The following is a 19,208-nucleotide window of genomic DNA, read 5'->3' on the forward strand; positions in this document are numbered from 1 at the left end:
GAGCACCGTTCACCTTCCTCCCCTTCGCCTCTCCGACCGGAGACACCCCCCATGAAGAGACTGATCGGCACCGCCGTGGCCGCCGCCCTGGCCGTCACGAGCCTGACCACCACCGCCGCGACACCCGCCGTCGCCGCGGACTCCGGCTCCTTCAACGTCCTCACCTACAACGTCGCGGGCCTCCCCGAGGGCCTGAGCTCCGGCACCCCGGAGAAGAACACACCGCTGATCTCCCCCCGCCTCGGGGCGTACGACCTCGTCAACGTGCAGGAGGACTTCAACTACCACGCCGCCTTGTACGCGGGCGACAACCACGCCCACCGCACCGCGACCAGTGGCGGCGTCCCCTTCGGGGACGGCCTCAACACCCTCTCGGACGTGCCCTTCGAGGACTTCCAGCGGGTGAAGTGGAACAAGTGCACCGGCACCAACTGCCTTACCCCGAAGGGCTTTTCCCTGGCGCGGGTACGGCTCGCCGAGGGTGTCTTCCTGGACCTCTACAACGTGCACACGAACGCGGACGACACCGACGACGCGCGCGCCGCCCGCCGCGCCAACGTCGAGCAACTGTCCGCCTTCATCCGGGCGAACTCGTCCGGCAACGCGGTGATCGTCATGGGCGACACCAACACGCGCTACACGCGCACCGGCGACAACATCCGCACCCTCGTGGCCGAGAACGGCCTGACCGACGCATGGGTCCAGCACGTGAAGGGCGGGACGCCCCCGGCCCAGGGCAGTGACGCGCTCGTCTGCCCCACCACGGCGCCCACGAACGACTGCGAGGTCGTGGACAAGGTCCTCTACCGCGGCAGCCGGCTGCTGAACCTGGACGCGACCCGCTACAGCAACGCGTGGGCGTCCTTCCTGGACCCGGCCGGCGGCAACCTCTCCGACCACTTCCCGCACGCGGTCGACTTCTCCTACACGCTCAACTCGTCGCTGCGCGCGAGCGACTTCTTCGGCGGCCCGCACGGCACGGCCTTCAACGACGCGGACGACCTGCCGCCGGCCCCCTCTCCCCGCACCCTGACGCTGCGCGGCGGCGCCCGTCTGGACGCCGTGTCCCTCACCCACGACGGCGGCACGACCCTCACCCACGGCGGCACGGGCGGCACCGCGACCTCCCTGACCCTGGCCGCCGGTGAGCACCTGACCTCGGTCAGGCTGACGCAGGGCCAGAAGGACGGCCGTACGCGCCTGTTCTCGGCGGCCTTCACGACGGACCGGAACCACACCCTGTCCGCCGGCACGGCCACGTCCGACGCGAAGACCTTCACCGCCCCCTCCGGCTGGCAGATCGTGGGCTTCACCGGCCGCGCGGGCGCCGAGCTCGACAAGCTCGGGGTGGTGTACGCGCCGATCCGCTGAGCACGCCGACCGGCCCCGCCCGTCCGTCCGTCCGTGGCCGGCCCCGCGGTGCCGGGAGTGATCCCGGCCCCGCGCCACGGCGTCCCCCCGGCGGCTACGATCGCTCCCTGCGTCCGTGGGGCCCGCCCCCCACTTGGCCCTCTTCGAGAGGTATCCGCGAACCCCCATGCCCAGAGCCGGTCTCACTCCCGAGCGCCTCGTCGCCGCCGCAGTCGAGCTCGCCGACGAGGCCGGCTTGGAGGGCGTCACCCTCTCCGCCCTGGCGCGGCGCTTCGGGGTGAAGGACGCGAGTCTGTACACCCACGTCCGGAGCCTGAAGGACCTGCGAACCCGCATGGCCCTCCTCGCGGGCGGCCAGATGATCGACCGGATCGCCGGGGCGGTCGAGGGCCGGGAGGCCGGCCGGGACACCCTCGCCGCCTTCGCCTCCGCCTACCGGGCCTACGCGCTGGAGCACCCGGGCCGCTACGCGGCGACGCAGATCCGGATCGAGCAGGACCTCCTCACCGGCTCCCCCGCGATGCGCCGCACGGCCGACGTCATCTCCGGCATGCTCCGCCCCTACGGCCTGGAGGAACCCGACCTCACCGACGCGGTGCGCCTGCTGCGCAGCACCTTCCACGGCTACTGCGCCCTGGAGTCCACCGGGGCCTTCGGCGCGCCCCGCGACGTACAGGCCTCCTGGGACAGGGCGATCCACGCCCTGCACGTACTGCTCGAAAACTGGCCCCGCGAGAAGAGGACCCCCGATGGCTGAACCGGCCCGGCCCGAGGACACGGCCGGGATCATGGCCGAGGCCATGGCCGAGACCTACTCGCTCGGCACCGGCCCCTGGACCATGACCCCCGTCACGCGGGGCGCCCTCGGCCAGATCTGGAAACTGTCCGGTGGCGGCCGCTCCTGGGCCGTGAAGGAGCTCCTCCTCGGCTGCGACGAGGCCCAGGTGGCCCGCGAGGCCGCGTTACGGGACTCCGCCGCGGAGCTGGGCATCGCCTCGCCCCGGCTCCACCCCGACCGGCACGGCGCGCACGTCTCCCGCCTCGGCTTCCCGAGCGGCGGGTCCTGGGTGAAGCTGTACGACTGGATCGACGGCGCCCGGGCGGACGCCTGCGACCCGCACGTCCTGGACTGGTTCGGCCGGACCACGGCACTGCTCCACCGGGCCGGTGAGGGAGCCGCCGGGCCCCCGGGCGACTGGTACGAGCGGTGTCCCGACGACGCCGACTGGGAGGACGTCCTCAAGAAGGTGCGTGACGCCGGCCTGCCGTGGTCGGACGAACTGGACCGGTTCATCGCCACGTCCGCACCCCGGCTGGCCCACTGGGTGACCCCCTCGCCGCCCGGCGGCCTGGCGACCTCCCACCTCGACCTCCAGCCCCAGAACGTCCTGGTCGGCCGGGACGGCCCCGTCCTGCTGGACTGGGACAACGCCGGGCCCGTCGCACCGGAACGGGAGTTCGCCCGCGCCCTCCACGTCTGGTCCGGCGGCAACGACGTCGGCATCGCCGCCGCGCGGCGCCTGGCCCGGGCCTACCGCGAGGCCGGGGGCCAGGCCGTCCTCACCGGCCCGGAGTCCTTCTCGATGCTCTTCGCCACCGCCCTGAACTACATCCGGGTGCAGGCCGAGACGGCCGTCGATCCCACCGTGACCGCCGCACAGCGCGAGTTCGGCGGCCGGCAGGCCGTCACCTGCCTGCGCACCGCGCCGGACCTCACGGCCGTCACCCAGCTGGTCGCCGCGCTGGACGGGCGGCCCTAACGGAGGGCGAGCCTCGCGACAGCGTCGTAGGAAGGTGTCGCACCCGTCGGTGTCCGGCCGGCGCGCAGGTCCGCCATCGTCTCCAGGGCCGCGCCCAGCGCCCGCCGGTACAGCAGCGAGCCGACGCTGATGCGGTGTACGCCTGCGTCGGCGAGGTGCCGGACGGGCGGGCCGCCGGGCGAGTGGAGGACGTTGAGGGGCACGTCCAGGTGGCGCACCAGCGCCTCGATCGCCCGCAGGTCGGTGAGGCCGGGGACGAACACCCCGTCCGCGCCCGCCTGCCGGTAGGTGTCGAGGCGCGCGAGGGTGCCGTCGCCGTCGCCCAGCCAGTGAGTGTCGGTACGGGCGTTGACGAACAGGCCGGGAGCGGCCTGCTTGACCGCCTCGATCTTCGCCGCGTGCCGGGCGGCCGGTCCGAGCCCGTCCTCGAGGTTGATGCCGACCGCTCCGGCCGTGTGCAGCTCCCGCGCGAACTCCGCCACCTCGTCCGGGTCGTCGCTGAATCCGCCCTCCGCGTCGACGGACAGCAGGAACGGCCCGGGCCCCAGGGCCACGGCCAGCCGCAGCGTCTCCTCGCGGGTCGCCGCCGCCCCGTCGGGCAGTCCCGCCGCCGCGGCGACGCCCAGGCTCGTCGTCCCGATGGCCGGGAAGCCCTGCTCCGCGAGGGCCCGGGCGGATGCGTGGTCCCAGGCGTTGGGCAGGAGCAGGGGCTCTCCGGCACGGTGGAGGCGGGCGAAGGCGGTCGCGGCCCGGCGTGACGGTGTCTGCTGCGGATCTGTGGTCATGCCGCCATGCTGGGCCCGGCTCGCTTCGGCGCGGGCCGAACTACGGCGGCCGCGGGGCGAACCCTGGAGCGTGAAGACCTCAGTCGACGTTGACCCCGGCCCCGTCCAGCCGGACCCGCACCTCGGGCCCCTCGCTCCAGCGGACGGTGAACCCGGCGTCCGCGGTAGCGGTCACGGCTGCTGCTTCCGCCAGTGGAGCCGGATCCGCCTCGGCGGTGAGCCGGGCCAGGGCGACGAACAAGGTGGAGCCCCCGGTCGTGACGCCGGTGAGGTCCTCGTCGAGGCCGACCGCGGGCAGCAGTTCCGCCCGGACGCCGTCCGGCGCGCTCCAGCCGGTCACACGGACCTGCGTCCCCGGCTCCGCGCTCACCACCAGATGCGCACGCACCTCCACCGCCCCGCGCGCCAGCACGACACTCGTCACCCGGGCTCCCCCGCCCGCGTCGTGCCGGGACGCCACCCAGCCGTCGCCGACGCCGAGCGGTTCGATGCCGGTGCGGCTCGGGTCCCCGGCGACCAGGACGCTGTTGTCGTACGCGTCCGCGGGCGTCGTCACGGTGGAGTACGCGAGCCGCGTGTAGTACGGGTCGTAGCGGACGTCCTCGCTGCCGTGATTGTGGAGGCGGACCACGCCGTCGGAACGGGTCGACTGGAGCAGCCAGTTGGGCGGGCCGACGGGGGTGACGAAGTCCGCGCGTTCGGCGGGGGCGGGTTCCTCCGGCGCCGTCCAGACCTCGTGGTCCGGGGGCAGGAGCAGGCCGAGGAAGCCCTTGCTCGCCCAGTACGGGGAGGCCGGGCCCGAATAGCCCTGCAGGACGGACTCGTCGGGGCCGTGCCAGCCGAGGGACAGCAGGCCCCGGTCGTCCACCGCGCCCCGCTCCAGGAAGTACTTCAGCGCGCCCGAGGCCAGCCGACGGGTCTCGCCGGGGGGCAGGGGCGTACGGCCGGTCAGCGCGCCCAGCCACAGCGGGGCCGTCGTCGCGAAGCGGTACGTCAGGGAGCGGCCCTGGTGCATGGGGGCACCGTCGCCGCCGAAGAGCCGGGAGTAGTCGCGGAGGTGGCGCGAGAGGCGGTCGCCGTACAGGTCCAGCAGGCGCTCGTCGCCCTCCAGCCAGGCGTGCAGCACCGGGTAGAGGTGCATCGCCCAGCCGTTGTAGTAGTCGTACTTGCGGCCGTCGCCGTCGGTGTACCAGCCCTCGCCGACGTACCACTGCTCGATGCGTTCCAGGCCGCGGTCGATCGCCGCGCGGGAGGCGTCCGGCTCGTGGCCGATCTCGGCGAGGAAGCCGCCCACCGTGACCGGGAAGAGCTCCCAGTTGCAGGGCCAGGGCTCGGCCGTGAGGGCGTCGGCCAGCCAGTCCGCCGTGCGCTGGCGTACGCCGTCGTCCAGGCGGTCCCAGAGCAGGTCCCGGGTGAGGCGGAGGGCCAGGGCGACGGACGCCGCCTCCACCAGGGGCTGGCTGCGGTCCTCGATGCGGGGCCAGACGCCCGAGACGCCGGCGGCGAGGCCGGTCGCGTAGCGTTCCAGGGCCTTTTCGTCGCGGCGGAAGGCGGCGAGCAGCAGGGTGCGGGCGTAGCCCTCCAGGCCGTCGGAGAGGCGGCCCGACCAGCTCGACCGGTCGCCGGGCAGGTGGTAGAGCGCGCGGTCCTCGCTCGCGTACGGCTCGACGGCGGTGAGCAGGGAGTCGGCCGCCGCCTCCCAGTGGGCGCGGGTGTATCCGGTGAACGGGGACGTCGTGCGGTCGGCGGGAGGCAGCTGCATCGGATGTCTTTCGGGCTCGGGCCGGTCGGAACGGATCAGACCTGGAGCGCCCCGGTTCCGGTCGGGGCGCCCCAGGGGTTCATCCCACCCGCACCTTGCCCTTCGGCACCAGATGCCGGGTGACGAGTTCGTCGCGGACGAGGCCCGCGTAGGCCGTCGCGCCGCGCACGGAGGTGTGCGTGTTGTCCCGCGCCTCGTTGGTGAGGTACAGCGCCTTGGAGCCTTCCGCGCCGAGGGACTCCACCAGCGCCTTGGTCTTGGCCGTGAGGTCGATCAGCGGGACGTCACGCGCCGCGGCGACCGAGCGGATGACGGCCGGGTGGTCGACACCGAGGCCGTTGACCAGGAGCGCGGTTCCGTTGTTCAGCGTGCCCTCGGGGTTGAACCAGCGCCGCACGATGGGAGTGACAAGGACCGGCTGTCCGCCCCGCTCCCGGACGCCCGCCACCAGGGTCTCCAGGTTGGCCCGGTAGGTGGCCTCGTCCGTGGTCTTGTCGTTGTGGGCGAGCTGGACCAGGACCAGATCGCCGGGGCGGATCAGGGGCCGTACGGTGGCCCACAGCTGCGGGTTCCCCAGATACGAGACCGTACTCTCCCCGGAATCGGCGTAGTTGGCGACGGACACGCCCTTGCGGAGGTACTGGGGCAGCTGCTGGCCCCAGCCGGAGTACGGGTCGCCGGGCTGGTCGCAGACGGTGGAGTCGCCGACCAGGAAGATCTGGCGGGCGTGGGAAGCCCGGGTGACCCGGATGCCGGCGAGGGCCGGGGCGGAGCCGCCGATCCGCAGGTCGAGGCCCGGTGTTCCCTCGGGGCCGGTGGGCTCGCCCTCGGGGGTGCGGACGTTCACCGTGAAACTGCGGGTGATCCGCTCACCCGCCGGTGCGGCTGTCTCGGGGAGCAGGGACCGGCGGCTCTCGCCGCTGATGCTCGTGGCGGACGCTGTCTTTCCGCCGACCACGACCCGCACGTCGTACGTGCCCGGCGGAACGTTGAAGTGGCAGGTGTCGGCGGTGCAGTGCGCGAGGCCCGGGGACGGCCGGCCCGTATGGGCCTGGGCCGGTACGGACGACGACGCGACACCCAGGGTCACCGCCGCTGCAACGGCGATGCTGAAACGTCTCACTCGGGGCTCCTCCCAGCGGACGACAAGACCTGGAAGTGGACCGTATCGCTCTGTACAAGCGCTTTCTAGTCCCCGAGCAGCATTCACGCGATGGGCAACCTCACCTGACCGAAAGCCCTTTCACGAAATCGATTCAACGTGCACCTGAACTTGCGATCCCGCCCCGGGGTTCACGCCGGGGCGGGATCACAACCGGGTGTCGCGAGCGCGGAGCGTCGCCACATCCGGCTCAGGGCACGGAGTACCCGTGGCGCTGCCGGTATCACCGGGGGGCGCGAACGCGTGTGCTCGTGATCGCCGGTCAGGGTGATGGCCGCGGGATCAGGGCACGCCCGTGCGGCTGCCGTACGTATGGTCCTTCGGAGAGTTCGAGAGGACACGGTGTGCCGGCTGGAGTGAAGGCGACCGCGACCGCCACGTCCGACGCGCACGACCTTCCGCACGCTGAGCACGGTAGGAGGGCCCGGCAGAGGCTGACCCGGTACGACCGGATGACGGCCCGCCGCAGGCCGAAGAGGGGACAGCCGGCGTCGAAGGGCTACCGCGAGGCGAGGAGCCTGCGGGCGAAGGCGTACAAGAAGGTCGCCAGGCAGCGTGAGGATACGGGCCGTAAGTGGGCCAAGAAGGTGGTCCGCGACCACGATGCCGTCGCTGTGGAGGACTTCCGTCGGAGGTTCCTGGCCAAGACCACGATGGCGCGCAAGGCCGCCGACGCCGCCATCGGCGCCACAAAGGCCGCTCTGGTCGAGATGGGCCGCAAGCACGGGCGGGACATCCGTCTGGTCCACCCCGCGCACACCACGATGGACTGCGCGCAGTGTGATGCGAGAGCCGAGCACCGCCTGCCGCTGGGTGAGCGTACCTACACCTGCACCGCATGCGGGCTCGGGTCCCCACGGGACAAGAGCTCCGCACGCGTGATGCTCGTCCGGGCTGGTCTCAACCCGGCTGGTGTCGAGGGCGCAAGACCTCCTGGAGCGCTGCTCCAGGAGGCAGCCTGAGCCAGAAATCTCCTCCCCTCAGGGAGGGGAGGATTCAAGTACAGCGTCCCGGCGTCATGTCCCGCGCGTCCACTGCTGGTTGGTGCCTCCGTTGCACGTGTACGTGATGAGCGCGGCGCCGTTGGCGGTGGACCCGCCGTTCACGTCGAGGCATTCGCCGCTCGCGCGGGACTTGACGTTCACGTACGAGCCGGTGGTGGTCAGCGACCACTGCTGGCTCGTCGCGGAGGAGGCGCAGTTCTCCTGTGTGACCGTGCTCGCGTTCTCCTGCACGCACAGGCTGCTGTTCCTGACCATCAGCTGGTAGTAGCCGCTTCCGACGGACTTGAACCAGTACTTCTGGTTGCTGCCGCCGTTGCAGTCGTACTGCTTGAGCTGGGCACCCGCCCAGAGCGACTGGCTCGTCACGTCCGCGCACCTGGAGGAGTGGCGGGCGATCAGCGTGTTGTAGGTGGCACTGGTGCCGGTGACGGTCCCGGCGGCCGTGTCGACGGTGAGCTCGGGCGACCAGGACATCGACATCGTGGTCGAGTTGGAGAAGGTCAGCGGCAGCCACACGTAACGCGAGTCGTTGACCGTGCCGCCGAAGGAGTTGCCCCAGCGGTCGCCCAGGTACAGGTACGAGGTGCCCGAGGTGCCCTGCACGGGCAGGACGAACGCGGTCTGCGAACCGTACGTCGTCGAGTCGCCGATGTTCTTCATGGCCGACCAGGGGCCGGCGATGCTGGTGGCCGTGGCGTACTGCTGCTGGTTGGGGTTCCAGCCCGTGGCGCCCGAGGTCAGCATGAAGTAGACGCCGCCCCGCTTGAACAGCGCCGGCGCCTCGCGGTGGCCGCCGGGCCAGGGGTTGGCGACCAGGCTCGCGATGCCCGTGTAGTCGGCGGTGAGGCGGTAGATCTGGAGGTCGTAGTTCTCGCGGGCGGCGGAGATCATGTAGCCGGCGCCGTCGGTGTCGACGAAGACCGTGATGTCACGGGACATGTGCTGGCCGAGCGGCCGGAAGCTGCCCTTCCAGGTGTAGTCGCCGTCGACGGTGTCGGAGACGGCGACCGCCGCGCGGGCCTCGCTGTAGTCGGTGCCGTTCTCCTTGTGCATCCACATCACGAACTTGCCGGTGGAGGCGTTGTACATGACCTTCGGCCGCTCGATGTTGGCGGTCGCGAGCTCCGGGGCGCCGGCCTCGGTCAGGACGTGGTTGCGGAACTCCCAGTTCTTCAGGTCGGTCGAGCGGTAGGCGTCGACGTACCGGAAGGTGTTGTCGGCGTTGCGGTGCTCGCCGAACCAGTAGTAGTAGCTGCCGACCTTGAGGACGCCGCCGCCGTGCGCGTGGACGGGGCTGCCCGAGGTGTCCGTGAACTGGGTTCCGTTGGTGATGGTCTGGGGCGCGGCCTGGGCGGGCCCGCCGGTGGCGAGGGCGCCGAACAGCCCGAGGCACAGGGCGAGGAGGGTGGCGTACGCACGTCTCATGTCAGTCGCCCACCTTCACCGTGTCGGCGACCGGGACGCCGAAGTCGGGGGTGCCGTCGCGCTTCCAGCCGAGTGTCTGGACGCGGGTGTGGCGGTTGGGGTCGTTCAGCGGGTCGCCGTTGATCTCCTTGTACTGCCGGGCGTGGTAGACGAGGACGTCGGTGCGGCCGTCCTCGGCGACCGTGAAGCAGTTGTGGCCGGGGCCGTACTGCTTGGTGGTGTCGTTGCTGGTGAAGACGGGGGTCGGCGACTTGGACCAGCTCATCGGATCCAGGAGGTGGCTGTCGGCGTCGGCGGTCAGCAGACCCACGCAGTAGTTGAAGTCGGTGGCGCTGGCCGAGTACGTCATGAAGAGGCGGCCGTTGCGCTTGAGGACGTACGGGCCCTCGTTGACCTTGAAGCCGATGCACTCCCAGTCGTACTCGGGGGTGGACAGCCGCACCTGCGGGCCCTTCAGGGTCCACGGGTTCGCCATCTCGGAGAGGAAGATGCCGGTGTTGTTGTCCAGGCCGGGCTCGTGCTGGGCCCAGGCGAGGTAGCGCTTGCCCCGGTGGGTGAAGGTGGTGGCGTCCAGGGAGAACGTCTCCCAGGCCGTCTTGACCTGGCCCCTCTCCACCCAGGTGCCCTTGAAGGGGTTGGGGTGGGCGTTCTCCAGCACCCATATGCGGATCGCCCAGACGTCCTCGGCGGGCGCGGAGGCGAAGTAGATGTACCACTTGCCGCCGATGCGGTGCAGTTCGGGCGCCCAGATGTGGGCGCCCATGGGGCCGGTGGCGTGGGCCCGCCAGATGACGGACTCGTCGGCCGTGCCGAGGCCGTTCAGGGTGCGGGAGCGGCGCAGGATGATGCGGTCGTACTCGGGGGCGGTGGCGGTGAAGTAGTAGAAACCGTCCTTGTGCCGGTTGATGTGCGGGTCGGCACGGTTGCGGACCAGGGGGTTCACGAAGGGGGCCGGCTTCGGGTGCCCGCCGGGAGCCCCGGCAGCGGTTTCCGTCCGGGGTGCTGCCTCGGCGACGCCGGGGAGGGCGGGGACGGCGGCCAGGGCGCCGGCGGCTGCGGCGCCCTTCAGCAGCAGTCTGCGGCTGGGGGGTTCGGGCAGAGCGTGGTCGCGGTCGCGGCTCATGCGCAGGGGGCCTGCCTCTCACTGGGAACACACGGCGTTGTCGTCTCCACGTCATCTGAGATTTCGAACACCATCTGTCATTACGAACGCCGAAAAGGTAAGGGGGTGGCACGAGGAGGTCAACGGGTCTGACGGGACGAACACGTTCCGCCGTTTCGGAAACAGCAGCCGCCGAATTTTCTGTTATCGGCGGGGACATGGCCCGTCTCCGGTCATGTGCACAGCCTCACCCACACCACAGCAGCGGCCGCGGGCGTCCTCGCGGCGGTCGCTTCCCTGGTCTCCGCTCCCCCGGCGGTGGCCGCCGGCGCCCGGGACGTCACGGCCGACGTCCTGGCCGGCCGGGACGTGACGCTCGTCGGCGACACCGTCGTCACCGTGCCGCCCGGAACGACGACGTACGACGGCGTGTTCCGCGGCGAGGGCACGCTCACGGTGCGCGGCAGCGGGACGCTGGTCCTCACCGAGGACAGCGACTTCACCCTCCCCCGGTCCCGGCAGCGGGTGCGGACGGCGGGCGGCAACCACCCGTACGTCACGGTCACCCACCCCGATCCTCCGGCGGTGACGGTGGAGCGCGGCGCGACGCTCCAGTACGGCAACGGCGGTACGACCGGCCTGATCGGCCACTTCCCGTACAACACCCCGGCGTTCCGCCTCAACCAGGACAACATCCGGGTCGACGGCACCCTCCGCCTCTCCCTCAAGAGCGCCTACAACCTGGGCACCATCAGCGGCTCGGGCCTGATCACACAGCCCAGGTTCCTCTGGGGCACGTGGGATCTGTCGGGCGCCCACTCCTTCTCCGGGGTGATCGACAACGGCACACAGGTGAACGCCGGGCGGCCCGAGTACGCGACGTCCCTCCCCCGCGTCCGCAAGATCCTCAACCAGGGCACCTGGACGGTCGACACCCCGCTGGGCCGGACCGTCACGATGGGCATGGACTTCTACCAGCGCGAGTACGGCAGCGACATCAACGTCCAGTCCCGGCCGGGCGGCACGGTGGTCCTGACCGGCCAGTACAGCTGGTCGGACCGGGGCGGCGACACCGACCCCTCCCTCAGCGACCCGGCGCTCAACTGGACCCCCGCCCGCAAGAACGTCAACAAGCGCGGCACCAACATCAAGGGCGCGAACATCCGGTGGGGCGACGGCACGACCGACCGGATCTTCATGCCGGGCACCGCGGAGACGGTGTACATCAACCTGCTGGCGGCCCGCTCGCGCTCCAGGCTCACCTTCGACTACAACGGCCCGGTGACGCTCGGCGCCCCGATCGGCGGCGGCCGGTTCCACGACACCCTGTCGGCCCCCGGCGCCGGCGACATCGTCATCGCGGGCACCCCCGGCAACGACGTGACCTTCGCGGCCGTCCAGTACTACGACGGCTCCACGACGGTGGAGAAGGGCGCGGTCCTGCGTCTGGGCAGCGGCAAGCGGGGCGGCGACGGCGGCCTGTACACGGGCGGCGCCCACTACCGGCTCGTCAACGACGGCTCCCTGGTCCTGCGCAACACCAGCAGGCCCCTCGCCCTGTCCCGCGTCGGCGGCAGCGGCTCCCTCACCCAGTCGGGCGCCGCCACGACGACCCTGACGGGCGGGGCGGTGACGTACACCGGGCCGACCACGGTCTCCCGAGGCACCCTCGCGCTGCGCGGCGGAGCGACACTCGCCCGCAGCGAGTCGATCCGGCTCACCTCTGCGGGGGCGAGGCTGGACACCGGCCGGTCGGGCCTGCGCGTGGCGACGACGCTGACCGGGAAGGGCACGGTGAAGGGCGCGGTCACCAACGACGGCACGGTCACGACGGGCCTCACCGTCAACGGCGCCTACGCCCAGGGCCGGAAGGGCTCACTGGTCCTGCGGGACAGGCCGCTGACCGTGACGGGCCCGGTCCGGCTGGCCGGAGACCTCGACGCCTCGGCCGCGCCCGGGAACACACCCGAGATCACCGTGCTCGACCACCGGGGCGAGACCAGGACCTCAGGAACCTTCACCGGCCTGAAGGAGGGCGCCCGCGTGAAGCTGGCCGACACCAGCTACCGCCTCACCTACCGAGGCGGCGACGGCAACGACGTCGTCCTGACGGCAGCCACCTCCCCGAGCCACTCCGCCCCCACGCCGTCCGCCCCCACCCGTGCGACCCCGCGCAGCGCCGGCGCCTCGGACGACGCCGGTTTCGGCTGGTGGCCCTATGCCCTGGGCTCCGCCCTGATCATCAGCCTCGCGGTACCGATGGCGGCACGACGGGGCCGGGGCCGTCGACGGGGGCGGCACGCGAGTACATGAACTCGTGCGCTGCGACGCTCCTGGGGGACGCCGCACCCGTGATCGAGCGGGAGACGACGGTTCGTGCCGTCGAGGAGGAACTCGGATCGACCGCCGGCCCCGGCCTCGGCCGCCCGGTCGTCAGGGAGGCTCGTCGAGCCCGTCGATCCGGTGTTCCGCCGTGCGGACCGTCCGCCGCGCACCCCCGTTCAGCCGGCCTGAGTTCCGGCGTCACAGCTCGGACTCGCCCCACAGCGTGACGTCCACCTCGTCCCCCACCGCCACCTTGCCGGGCCGCAGTACCGCGTACTTCGTGCCGAAGGCGACACCGCCCTGGGCGGCGCGGCGGTAGCCGGCGAGGGTACGCAGGGGTTCGGGGCCCGCCCGGGTGCCGGCCCGCTGGTCGACCAGGGTGACCGCGCAGCGGATGGCGAGCTTGGCGTAACCCAGTTCCGTGGTGCCGATGCGCAGGCGGTGGGCGCGGTCCTCCGTGTGGGGGGCGTCCCAGCCGTCGATGACGAGGTTGGGGCGGAAACGGTCGAGAGGAAGGGGGCGGGCACCGCGGTCGGTGAGCTTGGTGTCGAGGAGGCCGAGGGTGGCGCGGGAGATGACGTGCAGGGCACAACTGTCGGCGTAGCCGGAGGTACCCGGGGTCAGACCGTCGGTCACCCGGTCGTGTTCCGGCGGGACCCGCACCAGACGGCTCCGTGCGCCGAGCACGTCCGAGAGCCAGTCCGCCGCCTCGTCGCCCTGGTCGATGCCCTGGTAAGCGGTTCCGAACAGGTCCACCTTCCGCCGGGTGCCGGAGGTGTCCACCCGCAGGTGGAGGGGCTCGGCCTCGGGCGCGGTGAGCGTGAGGCGGCCGCCGTCGGGGGCGATCAGGGGGCGGATGACGGCCAGCAGCGGATCCCGGCGCTGCGTCCGGTACACGCCCTCCTCGCTGACGACCATGAAGCTGCGGTCGTGCGCCAGTCCGGCCGGCGTCAGCAGCGCCTCGCGTACCGACGTCCCGGCGCAGCCCTTGACGGGGTAGTACGACAACTCGACGACTCGGGCCATGACCATCGGTTCCCTTCCGCGCTTCAGCGGCCGCTGGGGGCTTGGGGGAAGCCGAGCCGGGGAGCCAGCAGCCGGGCCTCGGCGGCCCACTCGGCCAGGAACTCCAGGGCCAGGCCCCGTTCCCGGTAGCGGAGTTCGGGCGGGACGGCGCCCTCGCCGCCGTAGGCCACCTGCTCCTCGTCCGCCCGCGCCAGCATCAGTGCCGTGAGCCAGTCGTACTTCACCGCGGAGGCGCACACGCCGAGTCGTACGAGGCGTTCGTCGCCCCGCCAGCCGCTGCCGCGCAGGCCGTGCACGTAGGCGTCGTAGGCCGCCTTGGCCAGGCCCGGCAGGTCGGCGGCGGGCACGAACAGGTCGAAGACGCAGTCGGGCAGGTAATTGCCGAGGTCCTCCCCGAGGGCGCCGTCGCCGGTGAACGCCCAGTCGAACAGGACACTGGTGCCCGGGCCGTCGGAGCGGAGGTTCGCCGGCCACTGGTCGAGGTGGGAGAGGGCGCGGGGCAGTGACTCCATGACCGTGAGGAACCACTCGCGGTCGTGGTGGAGGCGGACCATGTCCTCGCGCAGGCCGGGCGGGAAGTGCCGCCGGATCAGGGGGTGTCGCCACGCCTCGTCGTCGTCGAGCAGGGCCTCACCCGTCGTCTTCCCCGAGGTGTGGTCCCGCAGGAACCCCTGCGACAGCCAGGGGGTGTCCTCGCCCGCGCCGACCGCGCCCTGCGCGGCGCCCAGGCGGTGGGCGTGGTCGACGTGGCGGGTGAGGGACCAGGCGGTGGCCGGTTCGCCCGGCACGTCCTCCAGCCACAACGCCACGTCACCGTCCGGGCGTTCGGCGCACTCCAGCAGCCGGGGCGCGCGGATGCCGTGCCGCTGCCAGACCTGGGCGAGGCCGGACCGGTAGACGTACGCCTCGCGGCGCCAGAAGTTCCAGTGGCGCGGGTCGTTGGACGCCGACCAGGCGACGCCGGTCTCCTTCGTCCGCGTCAGCACCTTCAGGACGGCCGAGCGGTCGCCGCCGGTGACCCGCCACACCCCGGCCGTGACGCCGTTCCAGGGGTTGTGCGGGAGCGGCTCGAACACCGCCTGGTCCGCCGGGACTCCCAGGACCTCACGTACTTCGGCATGTGCTGCGGCGACTTCGGGCATCCCCCGATGCTATGCCGACACCTCGGCGCTGTCCTTGCGTCCCCGCAGCCACACGTACACCGGGATTCCGGCGAACAGGAACAGCACGCCCTGGTAGACGGCGGCGTACCCGGCGCCGGCGATCAGCCAGAACGAGAAGCCGAAGGAGAGGGCCGCGACCGTCAGGTCCCGGGCGAGGCCCGCGGGGCGGACGCGCTCGCGGGTGCCGCGGGCCAGCCAGTACAGCTGGGCCGCCGCCGACAGCAGGTACGGCACACAGCCGGTGAACGTGGTGATCAGCACGAGGACGCGGAAGGTGGTGTCCGGGCCGGCCGTGTAGTTGAGGGCGATGAGCAGCGAGCCGAGAACCACACAGGCCCACACGCCGAAACCGGGGACGCCGCCCTTGCCGAGCCGCGCGAACGGGGCCGGGAAGAGACCGTCGCGGGCGGCGGCGTAGGGCATCTGCGCGGCCATGAGGATCCAGCCGTTGAGGCAGCCGGTGATCGAGGCGACGGCGACCAGGGCGATGGCGGTGCCGCCCCAGCCGCCCCCGGTGATCGCGTCGACCGCGTCGGCGAAGGGGGCGCCCGACTCGACGAGCCGGTCGTGCGGGACCAGGCCGAAGACGGCGACCGTGCCGAGGACGTAGACGAGGGCGGACGCCAGGGTGCCGAGGACGCTCGCCCGGCCGACCGTGCGCTCGGGGTCGCGGACCTCGCCCGCGCTGACCGCGGCCGACTCGACTCCGAGGAAGCTGTACAGCAGCAGCGCGGCGGAGGCGGCGAGCGCGCCGGAGACGCTCTGTCCGGAGGCGTTGAACGGGCCGAAGTTGTCCGCGTCGACGAAGAACAGGCCGATCGTGGCGAGCAGGAGCAGCGGCACGAACTTCAGGATCGTGGAGACGACCTGCACGGTGCCGACCCAGCGCGTGCCGGCGAAGTTCGCCGCTGCGGGCAGCCAGAGGGCGGCCAGGGCGACGGCGGCCTGGAGGGCGTGGTTGCCGTGCAGGGGTATCAGGACGTCGACGTAGCCGACGACGGCGACGGCCAGGGCGGCGATGCTGACCCAGCACATCGTCCAGTACGACCAGGCCGACAGGAATCCGGCGAACTCGCCGAAGGCGTCCCGCGGGTAGACGTACAGGCCGCCGGTGACCGGGCTGCGCCGCGCCAGCCGGCCGAAGAGCAGGGCGAGCAGGACGGCTCCGACCGACAGCACGAGGAAGGCGAGCAGGCTGATCGTGCCGTACGGGGCGACGGTGGCGGGCAGGGCGAAGATGCCGCCGCCGATGATGTTGCCCATGACGAGGGCCGTGGCGGCGGCGAGGCCGAAGGTACGGCGGCGAGGCGGGGTCACGCCGGTGGCCGCGGCCGGCTCGGGGGATGCGGGGCCGGCGGGTTCGGAGGCCTCGGCGGGGCGGGGGACGGTCATGGGCGTTCCTGTACGAGCGGAGGGGGGAGGGCCGTGATCGTAACCCGCCGTCCCACATGCTGGTCGACCTGTTCATACACTGGACACACTCGGCTGGGGACCGCCGCTGTTTCTCGACTACCGTCGTCGGCATGACCAGCACCCTCACCCTCACCCTCGCCGAAGCCCTCGCCGCCGGGACGGTCGTCCTGGACGGCGGCATGTCCAACCAGCTCGAGGCGGCCGGGCACGACCTGAGCGACGAGCTGTGGTCGGCGCGGCTGCTCGCCGAACAGCCGGAGGCGGTGACCGAGGCGCACCTCGCCTACTTCCGGGCGGGTGCGGACGTGGCGATCACCTCCAGCTACCAGGCCACGTTCGAGGGGTTCGCCAAGCGCGGGATCGGCCGCGAGCGGGCGGCCGAACTGATGGCGCTGAGCGTGGAGTCGGCCCGCGAGGCGGCCCGGCGGGCGCGGGTCCCGCGGCCCTTGTGGGTGGCGGCCTCGGCCGGTCCGTACGGGGCGATGCTCGCGGACGGTTCGGAGTACCGGGGGCGCTACGGGCTGAGCGTGGACGAACTGGAGCGTTTCCACCGGCCGCGCCTCGAGGTACTGGCCGCCGCCCGGCCCGACGTCCTCGCGCTGGAGACGGTCCCCGACGCCGACGAGGCCACGGCCCTGCTGCGGGCGGTGCGCGGGCTCGGGGTGCCGGCCTGGCTGACCTACTCCGTCGCCGGTGGCCGCACGCGCGCCGGGCAGCCGCTGGAGGAGGCCTTCGCCCTGGCCGCGGAGGCGGACGAGGTGATCGCGGTCGGGGTGAACTGCTGCGCGCCCGAGGACGTGGAGGCCGCGGCGGCGACCGCGGCGCGGGTCACCGGCAAGCCGGTCGTCGTCTACCCCAACAGCGGCGAGACCTGGGACGCCGGGGCACGCGCCTGGACCGGCCGCTCCACCTTCACCGCCGACCAGGTGAAGGGCTGGCGGCAGGCTGGGGCCCGGCTGATCGGCGGCTGCTGCCGGGTGGGCCCGGAGGGCATCTCGAACATCGCGGGGACGCTGGGAGCGGCGTAGGGCGACGGCGTCCCGGACCGGCCGGGCATCCGCGCAGACCGCGTCCCGGCCTGACGCGGGTCCACGTCTCCCATGAGGAAGTGGGCCGCCTCGCCCTCCGCACGGTCCTGGAGCACGCCCCGGGCGACCCGGGCGAACACCCGCCGCCGGGCACGCACGTGGTGGTGAGGGACTCGGCGGGGCCTCCCCGGTCGGCGCCGGCCGCACGGCCCGCCCGGCGGCGCGAAGGACGTCAGTGCCGGCGGAGTGCCCCGGAGCGGCGGAGGCGTCGTACGGCCGATCGCAGTTCCGTGCTGCGGGTGGGCGAACCGTCGGACGGGATCGACACGGGCGGGGGCTCCGGGGGCCTGAGGGCATCGGCCCGCCAGAGGGCGAGTTCCCGGTCGCGGGGGCCGTGGACCGTGTAGGCCAGGCCGTCCTCGGCGTCGGGCGCGCGGTCTCCGAACACCCGCACCGGGTGTTCGTCGTTCCAGCGCTCCCAGCCCGGGTCGCCGTCCGTCGCGAACCGCACCCAGGCCGTGTGCATCGCGTCCGCCAAGTCCTGCGGCGCCCCCTCCCCCGCCAGCTTCCGGGACTCCTCGACGTCTCCGGTGTCGAAGACGAAGCCCAGCTCCAGCGCGTGGCAGGCGCCGAGGCCGGGCAGGTTCGAGGGCCAGGCGAACTCGTAGACGTACGACGGATCGGTACGGGCGTCGGCCAGGTGGTGCAGGGGGATGCGGAGCAGGTGGTCGGTGACGAGCTGGCCGACGAGGTCCGCCGTGCCCGCCTCCGGATGCAGGGTGCGGTAGCCGCGCGGCACCTCGCTGCCGCAGCGACAGCGGGCCATGGCGCCCGCGAGGGCGACGGCTCCGAGACGGTCGACGTGCTCCAGCAGGCCGCCCGGCACCAGCCACAGCCGGTACTCGTCGCGGGTCCAGCCCAGCAGCAGTTCGACGCCCGGGGCGGCGCCGCCCTCCGTGAGGGCCTCCAGCGGGTCGCGCGGGACGACGTCACCGTCGACGACGAGGCCGAAGGCGGGTCCGCCGACCACCGGGCTGCCCAGTTTCCCCACGTCGGCCTGGGTGCGCAGCAGCAGGTCGCGGTCGACGGCGGCGAAGGCCTCGGCGGTGGCGGGGATCTTCAGCCGGGAGGCCATCCGGCGCACCATCCGCCGCACCTTGGCCCGCTCGGACGCCTCCGGCGGACCGCTCTGCAGGACGGCCCGGCGGACCAGCCCCTGGGTCTGCGGGGCGGCGAGGAGGGCACCGACGCTGATGGCTCCGGCGGACTGGCCGGAGAGGGTGATACGGCCGGGGTCGCCGCCGAACGCCTCGATGGCCTCGTGCACCCAGGTCAGGGCGGCGATCTGGTCGCGCAGCCCGGGGTTCGGGGGCGTGTCCGGGAACAGCCCGTAGCCTTCGACGCCCAGCCGGTAGTTGACGGAGACACAGACCACGCCGTCGCGGGCGAAGGCGTGACCGTCGTACACGGGTACGGCGGAGGAGCCCCTGGTCAGGGCGCCGCCGTGCAGCCAGACGAGGACGGGGAGGCGGGCTCCGGGGTCGGGTTGCGGCGTCCAGACGTTGAGGTTGAGGCAGTCGTCGCCGGGCACGACCGGGTCGGACAGGTAGTGGGCGAAGGCCTCGGAGTACGGCGGTTTCGGTGAGGTCGGGCCGAAGACGCCGGCGTCGCGGACGCCGTCCCAGGGCGGCAGCGGCACGGGCGGGCGGAAACGGCGGGGGCCGAAGGGCGGGGCGGCGTACGGGATGCCGCGGAAGACCGCGACCCCGCGCTCGTACCGGCCCCGCAGGGCACCGTGGGGCGTCCTCACCACGGGGTCCGCCTGGTCTGCCGTCATACGTCCACCAGCCCCCTCACCGCGCTCGTGCACCGTGAAGATCAG

At 72.7% G+C, this 19,208-nt stretch carries 14 protein-coding genes and 1 pseudogene; 6 read left to right on the forward strand and 9 right to left on the reverse strand.

The genetic code is table 11. The annotated features are described in order from the left end of the window. The first annotated feature begins 51 nt into the window (after positions 1-51). From ACFY9E_RS05450 to ACFY9E_RS05460, 3 genes are all read left to right on the forward strand, one after another. Entirely contained in the window at positions 52-1,371 is a 1,320-nt protein-coding gene (locus tag ACFY9E_RS05450) for a jacalin-like lectin (protein ID WP_390979527.1), read from the forward strand. Positions 1,372-1,537: 166 nt separating this feature from the next. After that, complete coding sequence (locus ACFY9E_RS05455) at positions 1,538-2,128, forward strand: WHG domain-containing protein (RefSeq protein ID WP_390979529.1); 591 nt, start codon at positions 1,538-1,540, stop codon at positions 2,126-2,128. Beyond that, complete coding sequence (locus ACFY9E_RS05460; protein ID WP_390979531.1) at positions 2,121-3,131, forward strand: phosphotransferase; 1,011 nt, start codon at positions 2,121-2,123, stop codon at positions 3,129-3,131. The genes ACFY9E_RS05455 and ACFY9E_RS05460 overlap by 8 nt, the downstream gene beginning before the upstream one ends. Here ACFY9E_RS05460 and ACFY9E_RS05465 read toward each other — a convergent pair. The 3 genes from ACFY9E_RS05465 to ACFY9E_RS05475 form a co-directional block, all read right to left on the reverse strand. Beyond that, positions 3,128-3,916, reverse strand: coding sequence for an isocitrate lyase/phosphoenolpyruvate mutase family protein (locus tag ACFY9E_RS05465; protein ID WP_390979533.1), 789 nt, complete (start codon positions 3,914-3,916; stop codon positions 3,128-3,130). The two genes, ACFY9E_RS05460 and ACFY9E_RS05465, sit on opposite strands and share 4 nt — an antisense overlap. 79 nt (positions 3,917-3,995) lie before the next feature. Next, positions 3,996-5,678, reverse strand: a complete 1,683-nt coding sequence (locus ACFY9E_RS05470; RefSeq protein WP_390979535.1) for a DUF2264 domain-containing protein — start codon at positions 5,676-5,678, stop codon at positions 3,996-3,998. A 79-nt stretch (positions 5,679-5,757) separates the two neighbouring features. Continuing rightward, complete coding sequence (locus tag ACFY9E_RS05475; RefSeq protein WP_390979537.1) at positions 5,758-6,801, reverse strand: GDSL-type esterase/lipase family protein; 1,044 nt, start codon at positions 6,799-6,801, stop codon at positions 5,758-5,760. Positions 6,802-7,181: 380 nt separating this feature from the next. Here ACFY9E_RS05475 and ACFY9E_RS05480 point away from each other — a divergent pair. After that, positions 7,182-7,802: pseudogene (locus tag ACFY9E_RS05480) on the forward strand (RNA-guided endonuclease TnpB family protein); the annotation flags it as partial. A gap of 54 nt (positions 7,803-7,856) precedes the next feature. Here ACFY9E_RS05480 and ACFY9E_RS05485 read toward each other — a convergent pair. After that, positions 7,857-9,269, reverse strand: a complete 1,413-nt coding sequence (locus ACFY9E_RS05485) for an RICIN domain-containing protein (RefSeq protein WP_390979538.1) — start codon at positions 9,267-9,269, stop codon at positions 7,857-7,859. Between the two features lies 1 nt (position 9,270). Continuing rightward, on the reverse strand, positions 9,271-10,392 hold the full coding sequence (locus ACFY9E_RS05490; RefSeq protein ID WP_390979539.1) for a family 43 glycosylhydrolase: 1,122 nt from the start codon (positions 10,390-10,392) through the stop codon (positions 9,271-9,273). 216 nt (positions 10,393-10,608) lie between these two features. On the opposite strand from ACFY9E_RS05490, the gene ACFY9E_RS05495 reads away from it, so the two are divergent. Then, a complete protein-coding gene (locus ACFY9E_RS05495) occupies positions 10,609-12,684 on the forward strand; it encodes an autotransporter-associated beta strand repeat-containing protein (protein ID WP_390979540.1) in 2,076 nt (691 codons plus the stop codon). Between the two features lie 210 nt (positions 12,685-12,894). Here the strand turns inward: ACFY9E_RS05495 and ACFY9E_RS05500 are convergent, their stop codons facing one another. From ACFY9E_RS05500 to ACFY9E_RS05510, 3 genes are read right to left on the reverse strand one after another with little or no spacing between them, the layout of a single operon-like run. Further along, a complete protein-coding gene (locus ACFY9E_RS05500; RefSeq protein WP_390979541.1) occupies positions 12,895-13,722 on the reverse strand; it encodes an MOSC N-terminal beta barrel domain-containing protein in 828 nt (275 codons plus the stop codon). Positions 13,723-13,745: 23 nt separating this feature from the next. After that, entirely contained in the window at positions 13,746-14,864 is a 1,119-nt protein-coding gene (locus ACFY9E_RS05505) for an aminoglycoside phosphotransferase (RefSeq protein WP_390979543.1), read from the reverse strand. 9 nt (positions 14,865-14,873) lie between these two features. Then, complete coding sequence (locus ACFY9E_RS05510) at positions 14,874-16,277, reverse strand: amino acid permease (RefSeq protein ID WP_390979545.1); 1,404 nt, start codon at positions 16,275-16,277, stop codon at positions 14,874-14,876. Positions 16,278-16,408: 131 nt separating this feature from the next. Between ACFY9E_RS05510 and mmuM the strand changes: the two genes are divergently transcribed. Beyond that, on the forward strand, positions 16,409-17,326 hold the full coding sequence (mmuM, locus tag ACFY9E_RS05515) for a homocysteine S-methyltransferase (protein ID WP_390979547.1): 918 nt from the start codon (positions 16,409-16,411) through the stop codon (positions 17,324-17,326). Between the two features lie 232 nt (positions 17,327-17,558). Here mmuM and ACFY9E_RS05520 read toward each other — a convergent pair whose 3' ends face one another. Beyond that, positions 17,559-19,163 carry a carboxylesterase family protein gene (locus tag ACFY9E_RS05520; protein WP_390979549.1) on the reverse strand — a complete coding sequence of 535 codons (1,605 nt, stop codon included), beginning with the start codon at positions 19,161-19,163 and terminating at the stop codon, positions 17,559-17,561. Positions 19,164-19,208: the final 45 nt, after the last annotated feature.

Source organism: Streptomyces sp. NPDC012466 (genome assembly GCF_042955215.1).
Taxonomy (GTDB): domain Bacteria; phylum Actinomycetota; class Actinomycetes; order Streptomycetales; family Streptomycetaceae; genus Streptomyces.